Annotated in this window: 23 protein-coding genes; 12 read left to right on the top strand and 11 right to left on the bottom strand. The window is 39.7% G+C overall.

The window, feature by feature from the left end; all coding sequences use genetic code 11:
* Positions 1 to 37: 37 nt before the first annotated feature.
* From pflA to focA, 5 genes are all read right to left on the bottom strand, one after another.
* A complete protein-coding gene (gene pflA / locus L4F92_RS09300) occupies positions 38 to 778 on the bottom strand; it encodes a pyruvate formate lyase 1-activating protein (RefSeq protein ID WP_250363510.1) in 741 nt (246 codons plus the stop codon).
* 130 nt (positions 779 to 908) lie between these two features.
* The gene (locus L4F92_RS09295) at positions 909 to 1,724 is read right to left on the bottom strand and encodes a 5'-nucleotidase, lipoprotein e(P4) family (protein WP_326938216.1); all 816 of its coding nucleotides are present in this window, start codon (positions 1,722 to 1,724) and stop codon (positions 909 to 911) included.
* Positions 1,725 to 1,827: 103 nt separating this feature from the next.
* Positions 1,828 to 2,199, bottom strand: coding sequence for a hypothetical protein (locus tag L4F92_RS09290; RefSeq protein WP_250363509.1), 372 nt, complete (start codon positions 2,197 to 2,199; stop codon positions 1,828 to 1,830).
* 527 nt (positions 2,200 to 2,726) lie between these two features.
* A complete protein-coding gene (pflB, locus tag L4F92_RS09285) occupies positions 2,727 to 5,039 on the bottom strand; it encodes a formate C-acetyltransferase (RefSeq protein ID WP_250349589.1) in 2,313 nt (770 codons plus the stop codon).
* Positions 5,040 to 5,113: 74 nt separating this feature from the next.
* Positions 5,114 to 5,968, bottom strand: coding sequence for a formate transporter FocA (gene focA / locus L4F92_RS09280; protein WP_250363508.1), 855 nt, complete (start codon positions 5,966 to 5,968; stop codon positions 5,114 to 5,116).
* A gap of 314 nt (positions 5,969 to 6,282) precedes the next feature.
* Here focA and hinT point away from each other — a divergent pair, with 314 nt between their 5' ends.
* The 4 genes from hinT to rlmC are packed head-to-tail and all read left to right on the top strand — an operon-like array spanning position 6,283 to position 9,232.
* Positions 6,283 to 6,633: a purine nucleoside phosphoramidase gene (gene hinT / locus L4F92_RS09275; RefSeq protein ID WP_250363507.1), complete on the top strand. Its 351-nt coding sequence runs from the start codon at positions 6,283 to 6,285 to the stop codon at positions 6,631 to 6,633.
* The gene (locus L4F92_RS09270; protein WP_250363506.1) at positions 6,633 to 7,001 is read left to right on the top strand and encodes a YcfL family protein; all 369 of its coding nucleotides are present in this window, start codon (positions 6,633 to 6,635) and stop codon (positions 6,999 to 7,001) included. The genes hinT and L4F92_RS09270 overlap by 1 nt, the downstream gene beginning before the upstream one ends.
* Positions 7,002 to 7,009: 8 nt before the next feature.
* Positions 7,010 to 8,053 carry a beta-N-acetylhexosaminidase gene (gene nagZ, locus L4F92_RS09265; protein ID WP_250363505.1) on the top strand — a complete coding sequence of 348 codons (1,044 nt, stop codon included), beginning with the start codon at positions 7,010 to 7,012 and terminating at the stop codon, positions 8,051 to 8,053.
* Positions 8,054 to 8,062: 9 nt separating this feature from the next.
* Positions 8,063 to 9,232, top strand: a complete 1,170-nt coding sequence (rlmC, locus tag L4F92_RS09260; RefSeq protein WP_250364593.1) for a 23S rRNA (uracil(747)-C(5))-methyltransferase RlmC — start codon at positions 8,063 to 8,065, stop codon at positions 9,230 to 9,232.
* Positions 9,233 to 9,396: 164 nt separating this feature from the next.
* Here rlmC and argE read toward each other — a convergent pair whose 3' ends face one another.
* Positions 9,397 to 10,539, bottom strand: coding sequence for an acetylornithine deacetylase (argE, locus tag L4F92_RS09255; RefSeq protein WP_250363504.1), 1,143 nt, complete (start codon positions 10,537 to 10,539; stop codon positions 9,397 to 9,399).
* A gap of 111 nt (positions 10,540 to 10,650) precedes the next feature.
* On the opposite strand from argE, the gene argC reads away from it, so the two are divergent.
* The 3 genes from argC (at position 10,651) to argH (ending at position 13,900) form a co-directional block, all read left to right on the top strand.
* Positions 10,651 to 11,658 carry an N-acetyl-gamma-glutamyl-phosphate reductase gene (gene argC / locus L4F92_RS09250; RefSeq protein WP_250364592.1) on the top strand — a complete coding sequence of 336 codons (1,008 nt, stop codon included), beginning with the start codon at positions 10,651 to 10,653 and terminating at the stop codon, positions 11,656 to 11,658.
* Positions 11,659 to 11,669: 11 nt separating this feature from the next.
* On the top strand, positions 11,670 to 12,443 hold the full coding sequence (gene argB, locus L4F92_RS09245; RefSeq protein WP_250363503.1) for an acetylglutamate kinase: 774 nt from the start codon (positions 11,670 to 11,672) through the stop codon (positions 12,441 to 12,443).
* A gap of 83 nt (positions 12,444 to 12,526) precedes the next feature.
* Positions 12,527 to 13,900 (top strand): argininosuccinate lyase, encoded by a 1,374-nt coding sequence (gene argH / locus L4F92_RS09240; protein ID WP_250363502.1) that lies wholly within the window; start codon positions 12,527 to 12,529, stop codon positions 13,898 to 13,900.
* A 56-nt stretch (positions 13,901 to 13,956) separates the two neighbouring features.
* Here argH and ispD read toward each other — a convergent pair whose 3' ends face one another.
* The 5 genes from ispD to L4F92_RS09215 all read right to left on the bottom strand — a co-directional run bounded on the left by ispD (position 13,957) and on the right by L4F92_RS09215 (position 19,483).
* Positions 13,957 to 14,658, bottom strand: coding sequence for a 2-C-methyl-D-erythritol 4-phosphate cytidylyltransferase (gene ispD / locus L4F92_RS09235; RefSeq protein ID WP_442778773.1), 702 nt, complete (start codon positions 14,656 to 14,658; stop codon positions 13,957 to 13,959).
* Entirely contained in the window at positions 14,658 to 14,936 is a 279-nt protein-coding gene (ftsB, locus tag L4F92_RS09230; protein ID WP_250363500.1) for a cell division protein FtsB, read from the bottom strand. Before ftsB ends, ispD begins: the two co-directional genes overlap by 1 nt.
* A 150-nt stretch (positions 14,937 to 15,086) precedes the next feature.
* Positions 15,087 to 16,232 carry an N-acetylneuraminate epimerase gene (locus L4F92_RS09225; protein ID WP_250363499.1) on the bottom strand — a complete coding sequence of 382 codons (1,146 nt, stop codon included), beginning with the start codon at positions 16,230 to 16,232 and terminating at the stop codon, positions 15,087 to 15,089.
* 50 nt (positions 16,233 to 16,282) lie between these two features.
* Positions 16,283 to 17,266 carry a sialic acid TRAP transporter substrate-binding protein SiaP gene (locus tag L4F92_RS09220; protein WP_250363498.1) on the bottom strand — a complete coding sequence of 328 codons (984 nt, stop codon included), beginning with the start codon at positions 17,264 to 17,266 and terminating at the stop codon, positions 16,283 to 16,285.
* A gap of 369 nt (positions 17,267 to 17,635) precedes the next feature.
* Positions 17,636 to 19,483, bottom strand: coding sequence for a TRAP transporter large permease subunit (locus L4F92_RS09215; protein WP_250363497.1), 1,848 nt, complete (start codon positions 19,481 to 19,483; stop codon positions 17,636 to 17,638).
* Between the two features lie 346 nt (positions 19,484 to 19,829).
* Here L4F92_RS09215 and L4F92_RS09210 point away from each other — a divergent pair, with 346 nt between their 5' ends.
* Genes L4F92_RS09210 through nanA form a run of 5 tightly spaced genes read left to right on the top strand, consistent with a single transcriptional unit; the run spans position 19,830 to position 23,706 of the window.
* A complete protein-coding gene (locus L4F92_RS09210) occupies positions 19,830 to 20,519 on the top strand; it encodes an N-acetylmannosamine-6-phosphate 2-epimerase (RefSeq protein ID WP_250363496.1) in 690 nt (229 codons plus the stop codon).
* 18 nt (positions 20,520 to 20,537) lie between these two features.
* Positions 20,538 to 21,428, top strand: a complete 891-nt coding sequence (locus L4F92_RS09205) for an N-acetylmannosamine kinase (RefSeq protein WP_250363495.1) — start codon at positions 20,538 to 20,540, stop codon at positions 21,426 to 21,428.
* 15 nt (positions 21,429 to 21,443) lie between these two features.
* On the top strand, positions 21,444 to 21,914 hold the full coding sequence (gene nanQ, locus L4F92_RS09200) for an N-acetylneuraminate anomerase (RefSeq protein WP_250363494.1): 471 nt from the start codon (positions 21,444 to 21,446) through the stop codon (positions 21,912 to 21,914).
* 21 nt (positions 21,915 to 21,935) lie between these two features.
* Positions 21,936 to 22,805, top strand: coding sequence for a MurR/RpiR family transcriptional regulator (locus tag L4F92_RS09195; protein ID WP_250349607.1), 870 nt, complete (start codon positions 21,936 to 21,938; stop codon positions 22,803 to 22,805).
* A gap of 19 nt (positions 22,806 to 22,824) precedes the next feature.
* The gene (nanA, locus tag L4F92_RS09190) at positions 22,825 to 23,706 is read left to right on the top strand and encodes an N-acetylneuraminate lyase (RefSeq protein ID WP_250363493.1); all 882 of its coding nucleotides are present in this window, start codon (positions 22,825 to 22,827) and stop codon (positions 23,704 to 23,706) included.
* Position 23,707: the final 1 nt, after the last annotated feature.

Raw genomic sequence — 23,707 nt, 5'->3', positions numbered from 1 at the left:
AGAAATACAAGGGGAGGAGGAAGGATAATCTTCCCTATTAATAATTCACTTTATGCCCATAACCTTCTAAGATTTGCTTGATGTGTTCAAGCGATTCTTTTGTTGGTGGTTTTACCTCTTCCAGTTCGTATTTTTCCCCCATTGCTTCCCATTTATGCGCTCCTAATCGGTGGTAAGGCAGAAGTTCCACTTTTTCAATATTATCCATATCTTTGATAAAGTTGCCGAGTAGATGGACATCTTCATCGCTATCCGTCCAACCGGGGACAACCACGTAGCGTATCCAAACTTTTTGATTGCGTTTTTGCAAATATTTCGCAAACTCAAGGGTACGTTTATTGGGAACACCGATAAGATTTTGGTGAATGCGATCATTGAGTTCTTTGAGATCTAACAACACTAAATCCGTCACATCAAGTAATTCATCAATAATATGATCATAATGACGAACAAACCCGTTGGTGTCTAAACAAGTGTGAATACCTTCTTTTTTACAGGCGCGAAACCAATCCCGTACAAATTCCGCTTGCAATACAGCTTCTCCTCCTGAGGCAGTAACACCACCACCAGAAGCATTCATAAAATGGCGATAAGTGACCACTTCTTTCATCAGTTCTTCTACGGAAATTTCTTTACCACCGTGTAGATCCCAAGTGTCACGGTTGTGGCAATATTTGCAACGCATTAAGCACCCTTGCAAAAACAGGATGAAACGAATCCCCGGGCCATCAACGGTTCCGCAAGATTCATAAGAATGATAGCGAGCTAAAACTGACATAATGTTCCTTTGTTAGAGAATGTAAAATCGTTAATTTCTATTTAAGGCTTTGAGAAAAGGATTAAATAGAAATTAATCTGCCTCACGATGAGGCAGATTGGGTATTATAGCGTAATATTAAGGAAAAAAGTTATTTTCCGCTCCAAGCTTTTATCGCATCGTGGCGAATTTTTACACGGCTTTGATTATCACCTTTGTAATAATCTTTGGCTAAACCGCCTTCCCAATCACCATAGTTTGGATTTGGTAGCATAATAAATTTTTTACCAAATTGTTTGCTATGTTGTTGTACAAATGCACGGCGTTCTGCATTAGATTTGTGATAAGTGGCATCACCAAAATCATTTAAATTATCACCAACATAAAGTACGATGTCATAACCTAATTTTTCAATTTCAGCAAAGCGTGCTGATTTGCTAGATTTATCTTTTTTCAAATAGAGAACCTCTTCACTCGCACCGATGAAGCCAAGCGTTTTAAGGTCATCTAATGTTGCCGCTTTTTCTGTAGCATCTTTGCGGTTAGAAACGTAGAATACTTTACCGTTGTGGCTATTAACATAGTTATTAAATTCTACCGCTCCCGGTACAGCAGCGGTTTCTCGTGCATTTACCCAACGAGTCCAATCATCACCATTGAAGCCTGTACCTGTTTGTACCTGCCAGCCTGCGTAGGCACTGTTATCCATCATTGTTTCATCAAGATCAACGACAACCGCTTTTTTCTTACCTTTTGCAGCCTTAGCTTGATCAAAGGCAAGTTTCGCCATATTGAAAGCTTGATGAGTCAGTGCTTGATATTCACCTGATTGTTGCACCCAATTCAAGCCTAATACGGCTTGCTCTTGTAGTTGTTGTTCTGCATTTTGTTGCGATGAAGAACAAGCTGTGAGCGCAAGTATGGATGAAAGCGTAAGCATAGAGAGTGTCAATTTCATTGTTTTCATAAGATCTCCTAATGAGTGAGGGATAAATTTTTGCCAAAAAACTACCGCACTTATTATCGCAAATAAATTTTATCTCACAACTATTTTTAGCCATTTAGCCTCATTAGTTATAAGATTTCACTCTTTCACAAAAATCTGTTTTAAATTCATATCGTCCGTTGTTATTGGGGATTGCAACAGAAATAATATGGCTATCAATAATAGCAAACCGAATGTTGTTACCATATTTATGGTATAAGTCTGCATTATTTAAGCAATGTTTATTAAGTATTGCGTTAAAACTGGTTTTTACCAACGCTTGCTCAAAGGTTAAATAATAAAATTGACCGATAATGGGTTTATAGTTGCAAGATACGGCAAAAATAAATTTTATTGCAATCAAACTCATTAGTAACTGGTAGCATAATTTTTGTTTTTTCTGCGCACTTTTATCTAGCCAAATCAGATTTCGCCATAAAGAAATTTGATAGTACACCGCAAGTATCCCCATTAATGCCGATACAATAAATAAAAATAAGATAATGCCACTGATCAGGATAAATAACACCTGAGTAGAGGTGTGAAAGAAGCTAATTGTGAAGCCAGTTCTAACACAAACCTCTTCTGAGACGACACAGTTAATATAAATGAGGTAAGGCGTTGAAATAATAAAAACAAGCGGTTTATTATTAAACGTTGTTTTACATTTATCAACGAATTGCTTATTGTCTAAATAGCAATAAGATAGACAGATCACAATTGCTAGCAGTAATAAACTAAGATCAATAGGCTTTTTAGGTTTGGCGGTTATTAGAAAAATGAATATGCCAAATAAAATAGCTATTCTGAGATAATATTGATATTTAATAGTGAGCCAATTTAGTTCTCTTGGCAGTTCTTTTATTGCAATGCATAAATCGTTATATAAAGAATATAAGTATTGACGCATAGTTTTTGATGAAATAAAACATAAAAATGGTCGGTATATATTGATACCGACCATTTACCCTAGAAAGATTTAAATTACATTGATTGTGTAAATGTACGTGTAATTACATCTTGTTGTTGTTCTTTAGTTAAAGAGTTAAAACGCACAGCATAACCAGAAACACGAATGGTTAATTGCGGATATTTTTCTGGATTTTCCATTGCGTCTAACAACATTTCACGGTTCATTACGTTCACATTTAAATGTTGCCCCCCTTCAACAGTGGCTTCGTGGTGGAAGTAACCATCCATTAAGCCTGCAAGATTACGTTTTTGTGCTTCGTAATCTTTACCTAATGCATTTGGTACGATTGAGAAGGTGTAAGAAATACCATCTTTCGCATAAGCAAATGGAAGTTTCGCCACAGAAGTTAATGATGCTACCGCACCTTTTTGATCGCGTCCGTGCATTGGGTTTGCACCCGGTCCAAATGGCGCACCTGCACGACGACCATCAGGTGTATTACCTGTTTTCTTACCATAAACCACGTTAGACGTAATGGTAAGCACGGATTGTGTTGGAGTTGCATTGCGGTAAGTATGATGCGTTTGAATTTTTTTCATAAAGCGCTCAACAAGATCAACCGCTAAGTCATCAACGCGACTATCGTTGTTACCGAATTGTGGATATTCGCCTTCAATTTCAAAATCAATCGCCACATTAGAGGCAACCACATTACCGTCTTTATCTTTAATATCCCCACGCACAGGTTTCACTTTAGCATATTTAATTGCGGCTAAAGAGTCTGCAGCAACAGAAAGCCCTGCAATACCACAAGCCATTGTACGGAATACATCACGATCGTGGAACGCCATTAAGGCTGCTTCATAAGCATATTTATCGTGCATAAAGTGAATAATGTTCAATGCGGTAACGTATTGCGTTGCTAACCAATCCATAAAGCTGTCCATACGCGCCATTACGGTATCGAAATCTAACACTTCATCTGTAATTGGTGCTGTTTTAGGACCAACTTGCATACCTGATTTTTCGTCAATACCTCCATTGATTGCGTATAATAAAGTTTTTGCAAGATTTGCACGCGCACCAAAGAATTGCATTTGTTTACCAACGACCATTGGGCTTACACAACAAGCAATCGCATAATCATCACTATTGAAGTCTGGACGCATCAGATCATCATTTTCGTATTGGACAGAAGAAGTATCAATAGACACTTTAGCACAATAGCGTTTGAATGCTTCTGGTAATTGTTCAGACCAAAGAATAGTTAAGTTTGGTTCTGGTGAAGGTCCCATTGTGTAAAGTGTGTGCAAGATACGGAAGCTGTTTTTGGTTACTAATGTACGACCATCTAAGCCCATACCAGCCAATGTTTCGGTTGCCCACATTGGGTCGCCAGAGAATAATTGATCGTATTCAGGTGTACGTAAGAAACGCACCATACGTAATTTCATAACAAGATGATCAATTAATTCTTGTGCTTCTTGTTCAGTAATTTTTCCTGCTTTTAGATCACGTTCAATATAAATATCTAAGAAGCTTGATACACGACCAAAAGACATCGCAGCACCATTTTGTGATTTTACTGCAGCAAGGTAGGCAAAATAGGTCCATTGTACGGCTTCTTGTGCATTCGTTGCTGGGTTAGATACATCAAAACCGTAAGACGCCGCCATTTCTTTAATTTTACCTAATGCACGGTGTTGTTCTGCAATTTCTTCACGTAATTGAATAGTAGCTTGAATATCTTCACCACGTTCTAATTTTTCTTGTAATGAATTAAATTGTTTAAATTTATCTTTCATCAAGAAATCAGCACCATAAAGGGCTAAACGACGATAATCCCCGATAATACGACCACGACCATAAGCATCTGGTAATCCAGTGATAACACCTGATTTACGGCAACGTAAAATATCTGGTGTATAAACATCAAATACCCCTTGGTTATGGGTTTTACGATATTCCGTAAAGATATGTTCAATTTCAGGTTTTAATTCGCGACGGTAAACTTGGCAAGAGCCTTTTACCATTTTAATTCCGCCATAAGGCATAATGGCACGTTTTAATGGGGCATCTGTTTGTAAACCCACAATTTTTTCTAAATTTTGATCGATATAACCCGGTTTATGTGAAGTAATTGTTGATGGAGTATCTGTATCAATGTCATAAGGTTCGTGAGTTTTGTTCTCAACCTTAATTTTTTCCATTACTTCATTCCATAATTTGGTTGTTGCTTCAGTTGCACCAGCAAGGAATGATTCATCACCTTCATAAGGGGTATAGTTTTTTTGGATAAAGTCACGTACATTGACTTCTGTTTGCCAATCGCCTGGGGTAAATCCTTCCCACGCTTTTTGTTGCGCTTCAGTTAATTGAGTCATTACTATTTTCCTTTAACGTAAATAAAATTTAATTATGTAAAAACGATGAAAAAAACAACCGCTCTTACGCCAAACTAATGTGAATGTGGTTTATTAGTAAACCACTGCATTAATGCAATACATACCCCGCCACCAACAATATTACCAAGCGTAACAGGGATAAGATTTTTTACGACAAAATGATATACATCTAAATCAGCAAATTGCTCGGCATTCAACCCGATAGCTTGCCAAAATTCCGCAGAACTGCAATGCGCTGTAATGATACCAAGTGGAATCATAAACATATTTGCTACACTATGTTCAAAACCAGAAGAAACAAATAAACCAATTGGCAAAATCATAATAAATGCTTTATCAGTCAAGGTCTTTCCGGCATAGCTCATCCAAACTGCAATACATACCATAATGTTACATAAAATACCTAAACTAAAGGCTTCAAACCAACTATGATGAATCTTATGCTGTGCGGTTTTTAGAATGGTTAACCCCCATTGTCCATTCACAGCCATTGTTTGCCCAGCAAACCAAATGAGTCCAGCGATGACGATAGCACCTAAAAAATTACCGGCATAAACGGCAATCCAGTTGCGTAACATTTGAATCGTATTAATGCGTTGCCCTGCACGTGCAACCAGCGTCATCGTTGATGAAGTAAACAATTCCGAGCCACAGACAACCACCATAATCACCCCAACAGAGAAAACTAAACCACCTACGAGCTTGGCTAAGCCCCAAGACACGTTGGAGAGACCAGTTTGTGTTGTTGTATAAAAAACAAAAGCAAGAGCAATAAATGCGCCTGCAGAAATTGCGGAAAGAAAAGAATAGAATTGATTTTTAGTCGCTTTATAGGTCGCGATATTTTCGGCTAATTGCGCCATTTCTGTTGGCGTTGCCATAAAGCTGACGGAGTTTTCTGTTTTCATCACACACCCTACAAAAATTAACTGTCCCTATTCTAAGGTATAAACCTGTAACTTAAAACTAAAAAAAAGTTTATTTTTTATAAAATTTGTTCAAGATCAAATTTATTTACATTTGTGTAACATATTGAAATAAAAAACAAGTTTGGCATTAACATAAATTTAACAAATGGATTGCAAATTGCTATTTTAGAACTTTTCTGATAAAAATAACCGCACTTTATATACCGCAAAATATCAATCAATATGCGGATAAAAAGCGTACAATAAGGATTGTATTTATCTCTCAATATCCCTTTAAAATATAAGGAATTGCTATGGCAGAAGAAACCATTTTCAGCAAAATTATTCGTAAAGAAATTCCAGCAAATATCCTCTATCAAGATGAGCGAGTAACGGCATTTCGTGATATTTCCCCCCAAGCGCCTACGCATATTTTGATTATTCCAAATAAATTAATTCCAACAGTGAACGAAGTAACTGAGCAAGATGAGCTGATATTAGGGCGTTTATTTACCGTGGCAGCTAAATTGGCGCAGCAAGAAGGCATTGCGGAAGATGGGTATCGCCTTATCGTCAATTGTAACAAACACGGTGGACAAGAAGTGTATCATTTACATATGCACTTACTTGGTGGTGAATCTTTAGGAAAAATGTTGGCAAAATAATGAAAAAACTATTTGTTCTATGCGGATTAAGCCTACTGCTTGCGGCTTGTGGCTCAACACCCTCGCAAAATATTGTAAGCGAGAATGAGCCTATTTTAAATGTAGAAGCAAATTTAGCGCCGTTGATTGAGACAAAGTTGCGCGATAATAATGTTTGGCTAAAGAATACTAGCCCACATCAGCTTGATGTCGCTTATTATTTCTTTTGGTATGACAAAAATGGCGTAACCCAAGGGGAAGAACCGAATTTACATTCGCCTTCTAGCTTGCTTCTACAACCAAGCCAACAAACCAATTTAACCCCTGTTCCACCAACAAAACAAAGCGTTAATTACCGCTTATACCTTCGTTTGAATAAATTGCAATAAGGATTTCAATGTCAGCTTTACTTATCGATCTTACTGGACAAGAAGTTAGCCAAGAAGAATTAGAATTACTTGCACATCCATTGGTTGCTGGCGTGATTTTGTTTACGCGTAATTTTTATGATCGTGAACAAATTCAACATCTTGTCGCCACCTTACGGCAAAAAGTGAAGAAACCCTTATTGATTACGGTAGATCAAGAAGGCGGACGGGTACAACGATTTCGTGAAGGCTTTACCCAACTTCCCGCAATGCAAGCGTTTGCCGAACTTATCAGCCATACCGCACAACAACAAGAATTCGCGCACCAAGCGGGTTGGCAAATGGCAGCAGAAATGACCGCACTGGATATTGACTTAAGTTTTGCCCCGGTGCTGGATTTAGGTCATCAATGCCGTGCTATTGGTGATCGTAGTTTTCACGCTGAAATCGATCCAACACTTCGCCTAGCCACAGCGTTTATTCAAGGTATGAAACAAGCGGGTATGGCAAGCACAGGCAAACATTTCCCCGGTCATGGACACGTGATCGCTGATAGCCATTTAGAAACCCCTTATGATGAACGTCCACAAGCGCAAATTTTTGCGCAAGATATTCAACCCTTTAAACAGCTTATTGCACAAAATTTGCTTGATGCCGTAATGCCAGCACACGTGATTTATAGCCAATGCGATAGTCAGCCTGCAAGTGGTTCAGCTTATTGGTTGCAAACAATTTTACGTCATCAGCTTGGCTTTAACGGTGCGATTTTTTCTGATGATTTAGGTATGAAAGGCGCAGGTTTTATGGGGGATTTTGTTGCACGTTGTCAGCAGTCATTGAATGCGGGTTGTGATTTATTACTACTATGTAATGAACGTGAAGGTGTAATCCAAGTTCTTGATCATTTCCAACTGCAAGAAACCACCGAACAATATGCACTTCGCCAACAACGTTTACAAAGTTTATTTAAACATAGTCAATTAGATTGGAAAACCCTTGAAAATTCAACGCGTTGGAAAGAAAATCAGCAAAAATTGACCGCACTTCAACAAGATTGGTTAGCGAGAGCTTAAATGTCAGTAATGCCTGTTTGTCCGCACTTTATCGCGGGGCAATGCCGTTCTTGCCAATGGCTTGAAATGCCCTATTCACAGCAGCTTGATGAAAAAAAAGCCCATTTAGTTCAACAACTTGTTGGGCTTGATCTTTCACAGCTTGAATGGCTACCAACTTATCCCTCTGCACAGCAAGGCTTTCGTAATAAAGCCAAAATGGTGGTAAGTGGCTCAGTAGAACGCCCGATTTTAGGCATTCTTAGCAATCCTAATGATCCACAAAGTGCGGTAGATTTATCAGACTGTTTACTCTATCCTTCTCATTTTGCGCATATTTTTCATCAATTAAAAATCTTTATCGGACGAGCCGGTTTAGTGCCTTATCACATTACGAAACGCAAAGGGGAGCTGAAATACATCTTACTCACTGAAAGCCAAATTAACGGCACATTAATGTTGCGTTTTGTGTTACGTTCAACGGCAAAACTTGCGTTAATTCAACGAGAATTACCACAGTTATTAGCAAATTTACCGCAAATAAAAGTGGTGAGTTTAAATATTCAACCCAAACACGCGGCAATTTTAGAAGGTGAGGAAGAAATTTTTCTCACAGAACAAAAACAATTAGAAGAAAATTTTAACCAAATTCCTTTATTTATTCGTCCACAAGGCTTTTTCCAAACCAATCCTAAGGTAGCAGAAGGCTTATACGGCACGGCACAGCAATGGATTAAAAATCTTCCCATTAGCAACATCTGGGATCTGTTTTGCGGTGTAGGTGGCTTTGGCTTACATTGTGCGGCGATCTTGCAAGAAAAGGGGCGAAATGTGCAATTAACGGGCATTGAAATCTCTCCATCAGCCATTGCAAGCGCCAGCTCATCAGCGGAAAAATTGGGCTTAACCCAAGTGAAGTTTCAATCCTTAGACGCGGCAAATTTCGCCTTAGTACAAAATGAAAGACCAGATTTGCTGATCGTCAATCCGCCACGCCGTGGCATCGGCAAAGAACTAGCGCAATTTCTCAACAAATTACAACCGCACTTTATTTTGTATTCCAGTTGCAATGCCGTTTCAATGGGCAAAGATTTACATGAATTATCTCGCTATCAAGCTCAAAAAATTCAACTTTTTGATATGTTTCCTCATACTGCGCATTATGAGGTATTGATGTTGTTAGAGCGGTCAAAGGTATGATGGGCGGTCTTTCTCTAGCTATTAATGAAATTGAAGATTACTTTGAATAATGTTGATGATAACCCCATAAAAATCCTTAAACAGAAAAGGAGGAATTTTAATATAATGATGTAAAAAATACGGTGAAAAATCACCGCACTTTTTATTTTAGGGAAATCACTGTTTTAGCAAAAATGCTTAATCAACTTACTCAATAATTCATTCGTTGGTTTAATAAATTCTGCACATAGGTATTCATCTGGCTGGTGGGCTTGTTCGATTGAACCCGGTCCAAGCACCAAGGTTGGGCAGAGTTGTTGAATAAAAGGGGCTTCGGTGCAGTAGTTCACCGCTTCGCATTTTTCACCAAGTAATTTTTCCACCACTTGGACAATTTGGGCGCTGTGTTCACATTCATAACCCGGGGTGGGTTCATGCAAGGCGCGGAGTGAAATCAGATCGCCCCATTTTTCAAACATTGGGCGAAGTTTTTCTTGTAACATTTCATTGAGATCTTCTAGACGCATTTGTGGTAAGGGGCGGATGTCAAAATGCAATTCGCAGCATGCACAAATACGATTTACTGCATCTCCTCCGTGGATTGCACCAAAATTCATTGTCGGATAAGGAATGGCAAAGGCGGAATGATGATATTTTTCCTTTAACTCGTTACGCATCTCCATTAAATAGCCTGTTGCTTCGTGCATTAATTCAATGGCGTTAATGCCCTTATCTGGATCGCTCGAATGCCCTGTTTTACCTGTAATTCTTACTGCTTGCCCAATATGTCCTTTGTGCGCTCGAACGGGTTTTAATGATGTTGGTTCGCCAATAATCGCACAATCTGGGCGGATATGGCTGTGTTGGCTGAACGTTCTTGCCCCAAGTAGGGTAGTTTCTTCATCGGCGGTGGCGAGAATGCGTAATGGTTTGTTTAGTTTAGAGAGATCAATATGGCGTAAGGTTTCTAACACGAACGCGAAGAATCCTTTCATATCAGCTGTGCCTAAGCCGTAAAATTTACCGTTTTTTTCGGTGAGTTTGAAAGGATCAAAATGCCAGCGTCCTTCATCGAAAGGTACGGTATCTGTATGTCCTGCAAGTAGCAGTCCCCCTTCTCCTTCGCCATAAGTGGCTAGTAAATTGAATTTTTCTCGGCTGCCCTGCACGGGGATAATGTTCGTTTTAAAACCTAACTCATTGAGCCAAGTGGCAAGAAGTTCAATTAACGTTTTATTTGATTGGTCAAATTCTGCTTCTACGCTACTGATGGTAGGCAAGGCAATAAGCTGAGAATACATTTCAAGAAAAGTAGGCAATTTTTTCATTAAGTTTATCCTGTATTAAATTAAAGATTGATTTTTGATTAATTATGCATAACAATAGCATAATTAATCAAGAATTATCTTTTTCTATGAGGCAAATTTTCTATGTGTTCTATGCAAAAAGCCATCATTATTGGTGCAAGTGGCTACACTGGGGCTGAACTGGCTCGTATTTTAACGTTGCACCCCGCATTTCAACTTAATGGATTATATGTTTCTGCTCAAAGCCAAGATGCACATAAAGCCATTTCCGATATTTATCCACAGCTTAAGCAGATTGTGGATTTACCGTTACAACCTTTGGGGGAAAATTTAACCGCACTTGCCCAAGAAAATGATTTGGTATTTTTAGCCACCGCACACGAAGTGAGCCACGATCTTGCGCCAGTTTTCTTGCAAAATCAATGTAAAGTCTTTGATTTATCCGGCGCGTTTCGCGTAAACAACGCAGAATTTTATCCACAATATTATGGCTTTGCACATCGCCATCCTGAATTATTAGAAAAAGCGGTTTATGGGTTAGCAGAATGGAATGATCGCGCCATTGCACAAACCGATTTAGTGGCGGTGGCAGGTTGTTATCCAACGGTTTCACAACTGAGCTTAAAACCGTTGATTGAAAATAATTTATTAGATCTCAATCAATTGCCGATTATCAATGCGGTGAGTGGGGTAAGCGGAGCGGGGCGTAAAGCTTCACTGACGAACAGTTTTTGTGAGGTGAGCTTAAATGCTTATGGCGTATTTAACCATCGGCATCAGCCTGAAATTGCCACGCATTTAGGCACAAATGTCATTTTTACGCCACATCTCGGCAATTTTAAACGCGGTATTTTGGCGACAATCACCGCAAAATTAAACGCAAATGTAACAGACGCTCAAATTCACGACGCTTATCAGCAATATTATGCGAGTCGACCACTGGTGCGTGTTTATAAACAAGGATTGCCAAGTATTAAGTCCGTAGAATTTACGCCTTATTGTGATATTGGATTTGCCACTCAAAACGGTTATATCATCATTGTTGGCGCAGAAGATAACTTACTCAAAGGTGCAGCAGCACAAGCGGTACAATGTGCTAATATTCGTTATGGTTTAACAGAAACCTTAGGCTTGATTTAGTGGAAAAAAGAATGAAACCTTTAGTGATTAAATTAGGTGGTGTGCTGTTAGATACGCCACAAGCAATGGAAAATTTATTCACCGCATTAGCAAATTATCAGCAAAATTTTGCTCGTCCTTTGCTTATTGTACACGGTGGTGGTTGTATCGTTGATGAATTAATGCAACGTCTTGGATTGCCAGTCAAGAAGAAAAATGGGTTAAGGGTTACCCCTTCTGAGCAAATTGAAATTATTGTGGGCGCACTGGCGGGGATTGCAAATAAAACATTGTTGGCGCAAGCGACGAAATTTAATCTTAATCCTGTTGGGCTTTGTTTAGCGGATGGGCAATTAACAAGCGCGAAACAAATTGATGTTGAATTAGGACACGTTGCGAACGTATTTCCCAATAATCCGCAATTATTACATACATTATTAAGCGAGGCATTTTTGCCTATTATTAGTTCTATTGCGGTAGATGTGCAAGGGCGTTTAATGAACGTGAATGCGGATCAAGCAGCAACGGCGATTGCGGCATTAATGGGGGGCGATCTGGTGATGCTTTCTGATGTGGATGGGGTTTTAGATGCCAATAAACAACGCCTACCACAGCTTAATAGCGAGCAAATTCAACAGCTTATTCAGCAAGGTGTGATTACAGACGGAATGATCGTTAAGGTCAATGCCGCATTGGAGGCAGCAAAAATCCTTAACACGGGAGTGGATATTGCCAACTGGAAATATCCAGAAAAATTGACCGCACTTTTTGCAGGTGAGATAATCGGCACCAGAATTTTACCTTAAGCGTAAAGCAATTTGGTATGGGCGAACATTTACGTTCGCCTCTACATTTTTAATGATAAAAATCAAAAAGATAAGGATAAACTATGGCACTTTGGGGTGGACGTTTTACACAAGCCGCGGATAAACGTTTTAAAGATTTTAATGATTCATTACGTTTTGACTATCGCCTTGCCGAACAAGATATTGAAGGTTCAATTGGTTGGTCAAAAGCCTTGGTCAGTGTTGGCGTATTAAGCCAGCAAGAGCAACAACAATTAGAACAAGCATTAAATGCGCTTTTAATTGAAGTGCGGTCAAATTTACAGGGTATTTTGCAAGATGATGCGGAAGATATCCACAGTTGGGTAGAAAGTAAGCTGATCAATAAAGTTGGGAATTTAGGTAAAAAATTACACACTGGGCGTAGCCGTAATGATCAAGTGGCATTAGATATAAAAATGTGGTGTAAGCAACGTGTTACGGAGCTGCAATATTCTATTCGTGCCTTGCAAACTAAATTAGTGGATACCGCAGAAAACAATCAACACGCAGTAATGCCGGGTTATACCCATTTACAACGCGCTCAACCGATTACCTTTGCACATTGGTGTATGGCTTATGTGGAAATGTTAGAACGTGATTATTCTCGCTTATCTGATGCTTACCAACGAATGAATACTTGCCCACTTGGTAGTGGCGCATTGGCGGGAACAGCCTATGCCATAGATCGTGAAAAATTAGCACAGGATCTTGGCTTTGCAAGTGCTACTCGTAATAGCCTAGACAGTGTGTCTGATCGTGATCATATTATCGAATTACTTTCGACTGCTTCGTTAAGTATGGCTCATCTTTCTCGTTTTGCCGAAGATATGATTATCTTCAATAGCGGTGAAGCAGATTTTGTTGAACTTTCTGATCGCGTTACTTCAGGTTCTTCATTAATGCCGCAAAAGAAAAACCCCGACGCCTGTGAATTAATCCGTGGAAAAGCAGGGCGCGTGATGGGATCTTTAACAGGAATGTTAATGACCCTAAAAGGCTTGCCGCTTGCCTATAACAAAGATATGCAAGAAGACAAAGAAGGCATTTTTGATGCGTTAGATACTTGGCAAGATTGCTTAGATATGGCGACCTTTGTATTAGATGACATTAAAGTCAATGTTGAACGTACACGTGAGGCGGCATTGAAAGGCTATTCTAATGCCACAGAATTAGCGGATTATCTGGTTGCTAAAGGCGTACCATTCCGTGATTCTCACCATATTGTTGGAGAAACCGTGGTTTATGCAATTAGTGCTCACAAAGGTTTAGAAGATCTGAGCTTGGCAGAATTCCGTCAATTCAGTGATGTGATCAGCGATGATGTGTATGACATCCTCTCGTTACAATCTTGCCTTGATAAACGTTGTGCTAAAGGTGGGGTATCCCCATTGCGTGTTGCCGAAGCCATTGCAGAGGCAAAAGCGCGGTTGAAATAATCGGGATTTTTAGTAAAAGGGCAAAGCAAACGTTGCCCTTTATTTTTGGCGATAATTTAAGAAATGGGTTTTCTTCTGCTTAAATAAAATTCCGCCAGTGCTAAATCTTCTGGGCGAGTGATTTTGAGATTATCACTTCTGCCTGCTACAAGATGAGGCTGAAAGCCCATTAATTCCATCGCAGAGGCTTCATCAGTAATAGAGAGATGATTGGCTAAAGCTTGTTGCAAGGCGTGTTTAAGGGTTTGAGCTGGAAAAAATTGAGGCGTTTGCGCAAGCCAAAGTTGTGAGCGATCTTCCGTTTGTTGAATTTGTAAGGTTGAATTTGTGCGTTTGATCGTATCCACGGCAGGAATCGCTAAAATTGCCCCATTGTTATCATTGATTTGTAATAATTTATCCAGATCTTGATGGGTAAGACAAGGACGTGCCGCATCGTGTACCATAACCCAAGTGTTTGCTTTGCTTTCAATGTGTTGCAAACCATTTAGTACCGACTCTGCGCGTGTTTTTCCTCCCTCAACAAGCTGAATTTTTGAATGATTGAGTAAATCAATTTCCGCTAAATACGGATCACTTGGGGTTACCGCAACGATAATGTGGTTAATTGCAGGGTAGTGAATTAATACATCAAGCGTATGCTCGAGAATCGTTTTTCCCTGAATGGTTAAATATTGCTTTGGTTTATCTGCCTGCATACGGCTGCCGATCCCTGCAGCAGGGACAACAGCGATAATTTCACGTGGTAATGATTTCATCATTTATGCTCTTTTACTATACGATAAAAGGTTTCATTATGTTTTACCATTTCGTGTTGTAATCTGGCACGCTCTTCAATGGCATCCACGCCTTCTTTGAGATCTTTAATTTCGGCCGCAATCGCTTGGTTACGTTGGGATAGTTTTTCATTTTCTTGTTGGCGCAAGGTAATTTCTTTTTCTGTATTTTTATAATCTACATAGCCGTTTTTTCCAAACCAAAAATCGTATTGAAAAAGTAAGGCAAACCCCGCCAAAATAAAAATTAATAAACGCATAATTTTTCTCGTTAAGTAAAAATAGCCATAGTTTACCTTGAAATGCGTAAAATTTGTAGAAATGCATAGGATTAAGTGCGGTGTAATTTTTTCAAATTTTATGAAAAAAGCCCCGCAAGTGGGGCCTTGTCTTACATTTATCGGTCTGTGTTATTCAACAACCAGTTTTTTTCCATCATAACTCATTGTTTGAACTGAGGTGAGGGCTTTTCCTCCTTGACCTTCACCACCGATTAATAGCACTTTGTTGTCATAGCTTACACTCACGCCATAACCAATTGGTTCTGGCAAGTTACCAATGATTTTCCAAGTCCCTTTTTTGGCATTGAGTGCATAAACATCACTATGCCACGTTTTTTTCAACCCACCAGTGCGGTGTGCATCGTTGATACCATTTTGATAATTTGCACGTGCGCCCGGGAAGTTTGCCCCACCTGTTACAATATAGTTACCGTAACTGTAGCCCCCCATTGCGCCCGCAATCCCTTCTTGTTGTTTTTGCCCTTTCGGTGTTGGTAAATCACCCAATTTTTTCCAAGTCACTCCATTTTTACCGATCGTACCAAGCTCCGTGGTTTGGGTTCGCAATCCTGCTTTTACTTCTCCGTTTACAACAAGAAGTTTGTTATCCTTAATTGCCACCGCAGCTCCTGCTCGTCCTGAGTAGGGGAAAATGCCTTCATTACGCCACGTGTTAGTAGCTGGCTCATAGCTGACAATTTCTGGTGAGAAGAAGAAATCTTGTACGCGTAAATTGAAATAAGGATCAAAAATGGCTTTTTCTTTGTCTTTATCGCCACCTGCGGCAGCAATATCTTGGAAAAGCCCATTCCAAATTTCTTGGTTAATGCCGCCGACAAAATAAATTTTACCGTTAGTTTCAGCAACACTTGCCCCTACTGCTGAGCGTGGGGAACGGGTTTGCAATTTTGTCCACGAGTTTGTTTCTGGATCATAGCGATAAGCATCATTAATCACTTGATTTTTTGCTACATCCGTATCTTGAAAACCGCCAAATACATAGAGCTTGCCCTCTACGCCCGCAGAAACGGGTTGATTACGTTTTCCACCGGGGAAAGCCGGTAATTCTTGCCATTTAGCATCTTTCTCTTTTAGGTTAAGAGAATAAAATTTATCTCCTCCTGTTCCTAAACCAACATAAACGGTATCGCCAATTAATGCCCCTGTTCCACTTTTAATCCCGACTGGCAAATCAGGATATTGGCTTGCTTGTGTAGCAAAAGCTGTCATTGCAATTGCTGCAAATAATGCACTGTGTAATGCTGTTTTTTTCATATTGACCTCTTGTCGTTAAGGTTATTGCTTAAAGTGAGCAAGCAAACCGCTTATTTAGCTAACTCAGAGATTTCTTTTACAGCTTGTTTTCCAACTTCACCATTCTTTTTCAAATATTCATCATAGTATGGTTGTAATGCCGCTTTGAAAGGGGCAAGATCGGGTTGTGTGACCGTTACGCCTTTTTCTTTGAAGAAAGCAATTAATTCATTTTCACCGTCCACAAATAATTTAGTGTGATAATCGGCTGCTTTAAGTGCGGCTTCTTTTACTACCGCTTTTAAATCATCAGGTAATTCATCAAGGGTTTCATTACTGATAACGTAAAGTTGATCGTTTAAAATGTGGTTAGTTAATGCTAAGTATTTTTGCACTTCATAGAATTTTTGCGCTTGAATGGTTGGTAATGGGTTTTCTTGCCCATCTACTGCATTAGTTTGTAACGCAAGATACACCTCAGAGAACGCCATTGGTGTTGGCGTTGCACCGACATATTTAGCGAAAGCAAGGTTTGTTGCGGCATTTGGCACGCGCAGTTTTAAGCCTTTCATATCTGCAATGCTATTAATTGGGCGGTTTGACGTGGTTTGGCGCGTACCGTTATAACCGATAGAAAGTACACTTACGCCTAATTCTTTATTAATTTTAGCGAATAAGTTTTTACCAAAGTTGGTTTCTAACACCGCTTTTTTCGCCACATCAAAGTTTTTCAACATATAAGGCAGTGCGAATACCTCTGCTTCTGGGTAGAAAATTTGGAAACGTGCAGATTCTGCGAGCGTGAAGTCTAATGCGCCATCTTTAAGTTGCTTAAGCATCACACGGTCATCACCAAGTTGAGCGCTTGGGAAAATTGCTACTTCAATTTTACCTTGAGATTTGTCTTTTACTTCTTTCGCAAAGAACTCAACCGCTTTGTATTCATTGGAGCTTGTACCAGCAACCATACCAAATTTTAGGTTATAGTCTGCGGCAAACACCGAAGTAGATAGACCTAAACATAATGTAGCAAGAGCAAGTTTATTTAATTTCATTGCAATTCTCCTTTCATTGATTTGCAGAGTAGAACATTTCAATCTAAATGGTTAGGGCGTATTCTCTTTGGGGATACGACGAGACCAAATAACGGAGGGAACGACCTAATGGCTATATAATAAATGAAGTAATATTTCATTACTGAGAGCTATATCACAAAATTGAAAAAAGATTAAAAAAACTTTTTAACCGCTTTTATCTTGAATTCACTTAAGTTTAAATGTGTTGGAATATGTTGGGGTATGAAATGATACTCCATTTTTTTGCAAAAAGATTTTTTAGAAATTAATGTGCGGTGGTTTTTTAAGACATTTTTTGTGATAAAAAAGCGGGTGAATTTTCACCCGCACTTTGCTTTTTCCTTTCTGTTATGGCATTAACAGATTTGGAATAAAGGTGATAATTTGTGGGAAGATGGTGATAAGCACCAAGGTGGTAAACACGGGGATTAAGAATGGTAATACCCCTTTGGTTACCGTACTCACTGGCATATTACCCACACGAGCGACCACGAATAATGCCATTCCCATTGGCGGCGTTAAAATCCCCACCATCATATTTAATGTGGTCATTACCCCAAAGAACACGAGATCAATACCAAAATGTACGGCAATTGGAATGAGCATTGGTAGCACTAAGAATTGCAGTGCAAGGGCATCAATAAACATTCCCAAGAATAATAGTAGCAAGTTGATCATAATTAGCACCATTGTTGGTGTGTCTGCCACTGCCATAAAGAGATCGGCAATACGCATTGCCACTTGTTCACGGGCGATCATATCGCCAAAGAAAGTTACCGTCATTACCATTAAGGCAGTCACCCCTGTGATTGCCATTGCTTCAACGCAACTTTTGAACACCATTTTTAATGTGAGTTCACGGTAAACAAACATTCCAATAATAATGGAGTAGGCAGCGGCGATCACCGCAGCTTCTGTTGGTGTGAATAAGCCAGAGAAAATACCGCCAATAATGAGAATGGGGGTTAAGATCGCCCAAATCGCTTTTTTGAATGCTTCACAACGTTGTTGCAATGAGGCTTTTGGCGTTCTCGGATAATGGCGTTTTTTCGCAATGGCATAGTTCATCGCCATTAATGCAATGGTTAGTAACACACCGGGTACGAAGCCTGCTACAAAGAGTTTAGCAATAGATTCATTGGCGATGACGCCATAAATAATCATCGCAATACTTGGTGGCACGAGAGGCCCAATAATACAAGATGCTGCGGTGATCCCACCACAAATATCATCGTCATAACCTGCATCACGCATTGCTTTAATTTCAAGCTGACCTAATCCCCCAGCATCGGCAAGTGCTGAACCTGACATTCCAGAGAAAATTAAACTTGCGCCGATATTTACGTGTCCCATACCGCCAGAATAATGCCCTAGCAAGGCTTTCGCAAAGTTAAAAATTCGCTCGGTAATTCCCCCTGTATTCATCAAAATTCCCGTTAGGATAAAGAAGGGGACAGAAAGCAGTGGGAAGCTGTTTAGGCTATCGACTAATTTTGAGGAGGCAGAATTAACGACATTCCAGCGCGTCATTGCAAAATATAAAATGGTAACAATAAACAACGACCAACCCACAGGTGTACCAAGAAACATAATGACAAGCCACACAATCAAGCAGACATACACGGCATTGCTGCCTAGCTTGATATAGTTACTAATGCGTAAGGCTTTAAACCATTCTGGGTGGGTCATTAGAATGACAAACAGGATCAAAGCAAGAATAATATACAAAGTGGCAGGCAAATAGCTAAGTTGATTTTTGTAATTCTCGCTTTGCGCTTGCAGAAAGCGGATAAACACTAACATTGAAATGAATGGCAAGGGCGCATAAAGCCATTTTTCCGAAATCTGCAAGGAAACAATTTCAAAACTGGCATCTAAAAAGACTTTAAAACCTAAATAGATAAATAAGAAAATACAAGCAAAAATAATTAGTTGAACAAATGAGTTTATTGCTTTTCGTGCTTTCTCTGGCATTAAATTGGTGAGAAAGTCGATATAAACGTGCTGTTGCGCACGCGTTGCCATACTAATGCCAAACATAGCAACATAAACAAAGAGTAAACGCGCCAGTTCCTCACTCCAAATAAATGGAGAATCAAACACTTGGCGGGCGATGATTTGGGCAAGAAGAATGATAAAAATGGTGAGGAATAAAACACCCCCCACCCATTCTTCTAATTTATTGAAATATTTCATAGGAACTCCAAAGATGTCCAACTAAACATTGTGATATTTGTCTATAATGAAATGTGAAACGGATTTGCTTTGTAATGCTTTCGTTCTCAAGTTTTAATGAAGTAATATTTCAAGATAATCCTGATTTTTGTTTAAGATGAGAACAACATCATTTTTAGCAAAAACTGTCTTTCCCTTTTAAAATACAAGGCTAATGGCTTTTTTTCAAATTGTTTTATGAAATTTTACTCCAGTTTGAGATCTAGATCTCACTTTTGAACTATTTTTCTTGTATTTTATTTTCAGAGGTCTATCCTAGCACCCAGCGAAAATTAACTTCCTTTCTTAAAAATATCTTGGAGTTTCTATGTCAAAATTATCACATCAAGATGTGCTAGATCAGATTCGCTACGGGCTTATTGCCTCTTGTCAACCCGTTGATGATGGTCCTATGGATAAGCCTGAAATTGTGGCTGCAATGGCACAAGCTTCTGTACAAGGCGGTGCAGCGGGATTGCGAATTGAAGGAATCGAAAATCTAAAAGCAACTCGTCCCGTGGTGGATAAGCCCATTATCGGGATTGTAAAACGCGATTTGCCTGATAGCCCTGTGCGAATCACCCCGTTTTTGCAAGATATTGAAGATCTGGCTCTGGCGGGCGCTGACATTATTGCGGTGGATGGCACATTGCGTTCTCGTCCCGTAGCGCTTGAAAGTGCGGTGAAAAAAATTAAAGAATTAGGCTGTTTGGCGATGGCGGATTGCTCGAACTTGGAAGAAGGATTATATTGCCAGCGATTAGGCTTTGATATTGTGGGCAGCACAATGTCGGGTTATACCGGTGGCGAAGTCCCTGATGAGCCAGATTATCAACTGGTGAAAGATCTCAAGGCAGCAGGTTGTTATGTGATGGCAGAAGGGCGTTATAACAGCCCCGAATTGGCGAAAAAAGCCATTGAAATAGGGGCGGATGTGGTAACCGTAGGATCGGCGCTCACGCGTTTAGAACATATTGTGAGTTGGTTTGCCAGTGCGGTGAAATCAGCAAAACCCTAACCAGAACAAGGACGGTATATGCGTTGTTTGGCATTAGACATTGGTGGCACAAAAATTGCGGCCGCATTGGTGGAAAATGGCGTCATTTCCCAGCGCCAGCAAATTAGCACCCCGCAAGATCAGTCTGCACAAGGAATGACACAGGCGTTAAAAACATTAGTTACCCAGTATGCTGGGCAGTTTGATGTGGTGGCAGTGGCATCCACAGGGATTATTAATCGTGGTGTACTGACCGCACTTAACCCGAAAAATTTAGGGGGATTAGCGAATTTTCCATTGAAAGATTGCATTGCGCGTTATACTGACAAGCCGATCGGATTACTGAACGATGTACAAGCGGCGGTATGTGCTGAATACCAATTACAAGATCAGGCTCAAAATAAAAGTGCGGTGCAAAATTTCTTATTTATTACCGTCTCCACTGGTGTCGGCGGTGGAATTATTCTAAATGGCGAATTAACCACTGGTGTGAATGGCATTGCAGGGCATATTGGGCATAGCCTTGCTGATCCTAATGGGCCAATGTGCGGTTGTGGGCGTCAAGGCTGCGTGGAGGCCATTGCTTCTGGACGAGCCATTGAAGCAGTTGCCTCTCAATGGACGGAACCTTGTTCTCCCAAAGAAGTGTTTGAACGCTTTAGAAAAAATGACGAAAAAGCCACCGCACTTGTGCAGCGTTCCGCACAAGCGATTGCCAATTTAATTGCCGATATGGTGATTAGCCTAGACATTCAAAAAGTGGTGTTGGGGGGGAGTGTCGGCTTGGCGGAAGGCTATTTACCCTTAGTTCAACAATATTTACAGGCAATGCCCGCTTTTTATCAATGCCCTGTCGAACCCGCGAGATCGGGAGCTGATGCTGGTTTATTAGGGGCGGCTTATTGGCTTACTCAACAATATAAAGAATAAAATGAGGAGAATACAATGATTTTAGGTGATTTAACCCGTGATGACTTTGCCAGAGGTTTACCAATGGTGCTGGCAGAAATTTGTCATCAATTAAGACGAATGGATCTGGCAAAATTAACGATTGGACGCCACGATCTCACCGATCAAATTTATATGAATGTGATGGAATTTGACACCACACCAAGCGACAGTAAACAAGCAGAACTTCATCATAAATACATTGATATTCAACTGCTAATCAGCGGTAATGAAGTGATTGAATATGGCGTCAATGAGCCTGATCTGAGTACTTATAATGAGTATAACGAGGCAGATGATTATCAACTCACGCCTGATATTCCAAATAAAAGTGCGGTGCATTTATTGCCAAAAATGTTTGCCGTATTTTTCCCTTATGAACCTCATAAACCCGGGTGTATTGCAGGGGAGAATGCGCAATTTATTAAAAAATTAGTGGTAAAAGTACCAGTGGCGTTAGTGAGTTAAACAAACACAGGGAGAAGTTTTATGGTTGCAACAAGTGGGAATATTCTGGATACCATTGGGGCGTTGTATAACAGCCTGACAAAAACGGAGAAGAAAATTGCGACTACGATCTTATCTTCTCCACATTTGTTAAGCCAATTTTCATTAGCAGAAATTTCACAACAGTTTGATGTGGGCGAGGCGACCTTTATTCGTTTTTGTCGAACTCTCGGCTTCAAAGGGTTTACAGACTTCAAATTACAGCTTTCTATTGAATTGGCAACTAAAGAAAAACAGCCAAATTCGTTGTTAGAAAGCGATATTAGCAAAAATGATGATACGCAAAGCATCGCCGAAAAATTGCATAATTCTATTAATAATGTGATTAAAGAAACCATTAATTTACTTGATGTTAAGCAACTAGAACAAGTAGTGTTGGCAATGCGACAAGCAAAACGCGTGTTTCTATTTGGTGTTGGCTCTTCAGGACTTACTGCGGAAGATACAAAACATAAGTTAATGCGTATTGGTTTACAGGTTGATGCCATTAGTAATAATCATTTTATGTATATGCAAGCGGCTTTAATGAATAAAGAGGATGTAGTCATTGGCATTAGCCATTCAGGTTATTCCAAAGAAACCACACAATCATTGAGTATTGCGAAAAAAAATGGGGCAACCACCGTCGCATTAACCCACAATTTACGCTCACCGATTACGCAAGTTGCCGATTATGTCCTCATTAACGGGCATAGACAGGGGCAGCTACAAGGAGATTCTATCGGAACAAAAATTGCACAACTCTTTGTGTTAGATTTAATTTATGCCTTGATCGTGCAAGCCGAAGAAGAAAATGCAACAGAAATGAAGCAAAAAACCGTGAATGTGATTTTAGAACAGCGGATCAAATAAATCAGTTTAGGAGAAACCAATGAAAAATTTAAAAGGCATTTTTAGCGCGTTGCTTGTGTCTTATAACGAAGACGGCTCAATCAATGAAAAAGGGTTGCGTGAAATTATTCGCCATAACATTGATAAAATGAAAGTCGATGGCTTGTATGTGGGCGGTAGCACAGGGGAAAACTTTATGATTTCCACCGCTGAGAAAAAGGAAATTTTCCGCATTGCCAAAGATGAGGCAAAAGACCAAGTGGCATTGATTGCTCAAGTAGGCAGCGTGAATTTACACGAAGCCGTAGAATTAGGTAAATATGCCACCGAACTTGGTTATGACTGTTTATCTGCGGTAACCCCGTTCTATTACAAATTTAGTTTTGCGGAAATCAAACATTATTACGATACCATTATTGCGGAAACGGGCAATAATATGATCGTTTATTCCATTCCATTCTTGACGGGGGTAAACATTGGCGTGGAACAATTTGGAGAACTTTACAAAAATCCAAAAGTGTTAGGGGTGAAATTCACCGCAGGTGATTTCTATCTCTTAGAACGCTTGAAAAAAGCCTATCCCGATCATCTTATCTGGGCAGGATTTGATGAAATGATGTTACCTGCCGCTGCTCTTGGCGTGGATGGCGCAATTGGTAGTACATTTAATGTAAATGGTATCCGAGCAAGACAAATTTTTGAATTAACTCAAGCTGGCAAACTTGCCGAAGCGCGTGAAATTCAACAGGTTACCAATGATCTGATTGAAGGTATTTTAGCAAATGGCTTATACCTCACCATTAAAGAATTACTTAAATTGGAAGGCGTGGATGCAGGTTATTGTCGCGAACCAATGACAGCCAAAGCCACTGAACAACAAATTGCTGTGGCAAAAGCATTGAAAGCGAAGTTTTTATCATAAA

The organism is Avibacterium sp. 21-595, from assembly GCF_023611905.1.
Lineage (GTDB): Bacteria > Pseudomonadota > Gammaproteobacteria > Enterobacterales > Pasteurellaceae > Avibacterium.
This window is presented reverse-complemented; position numbering and strand designations above follow the sequence as displayed.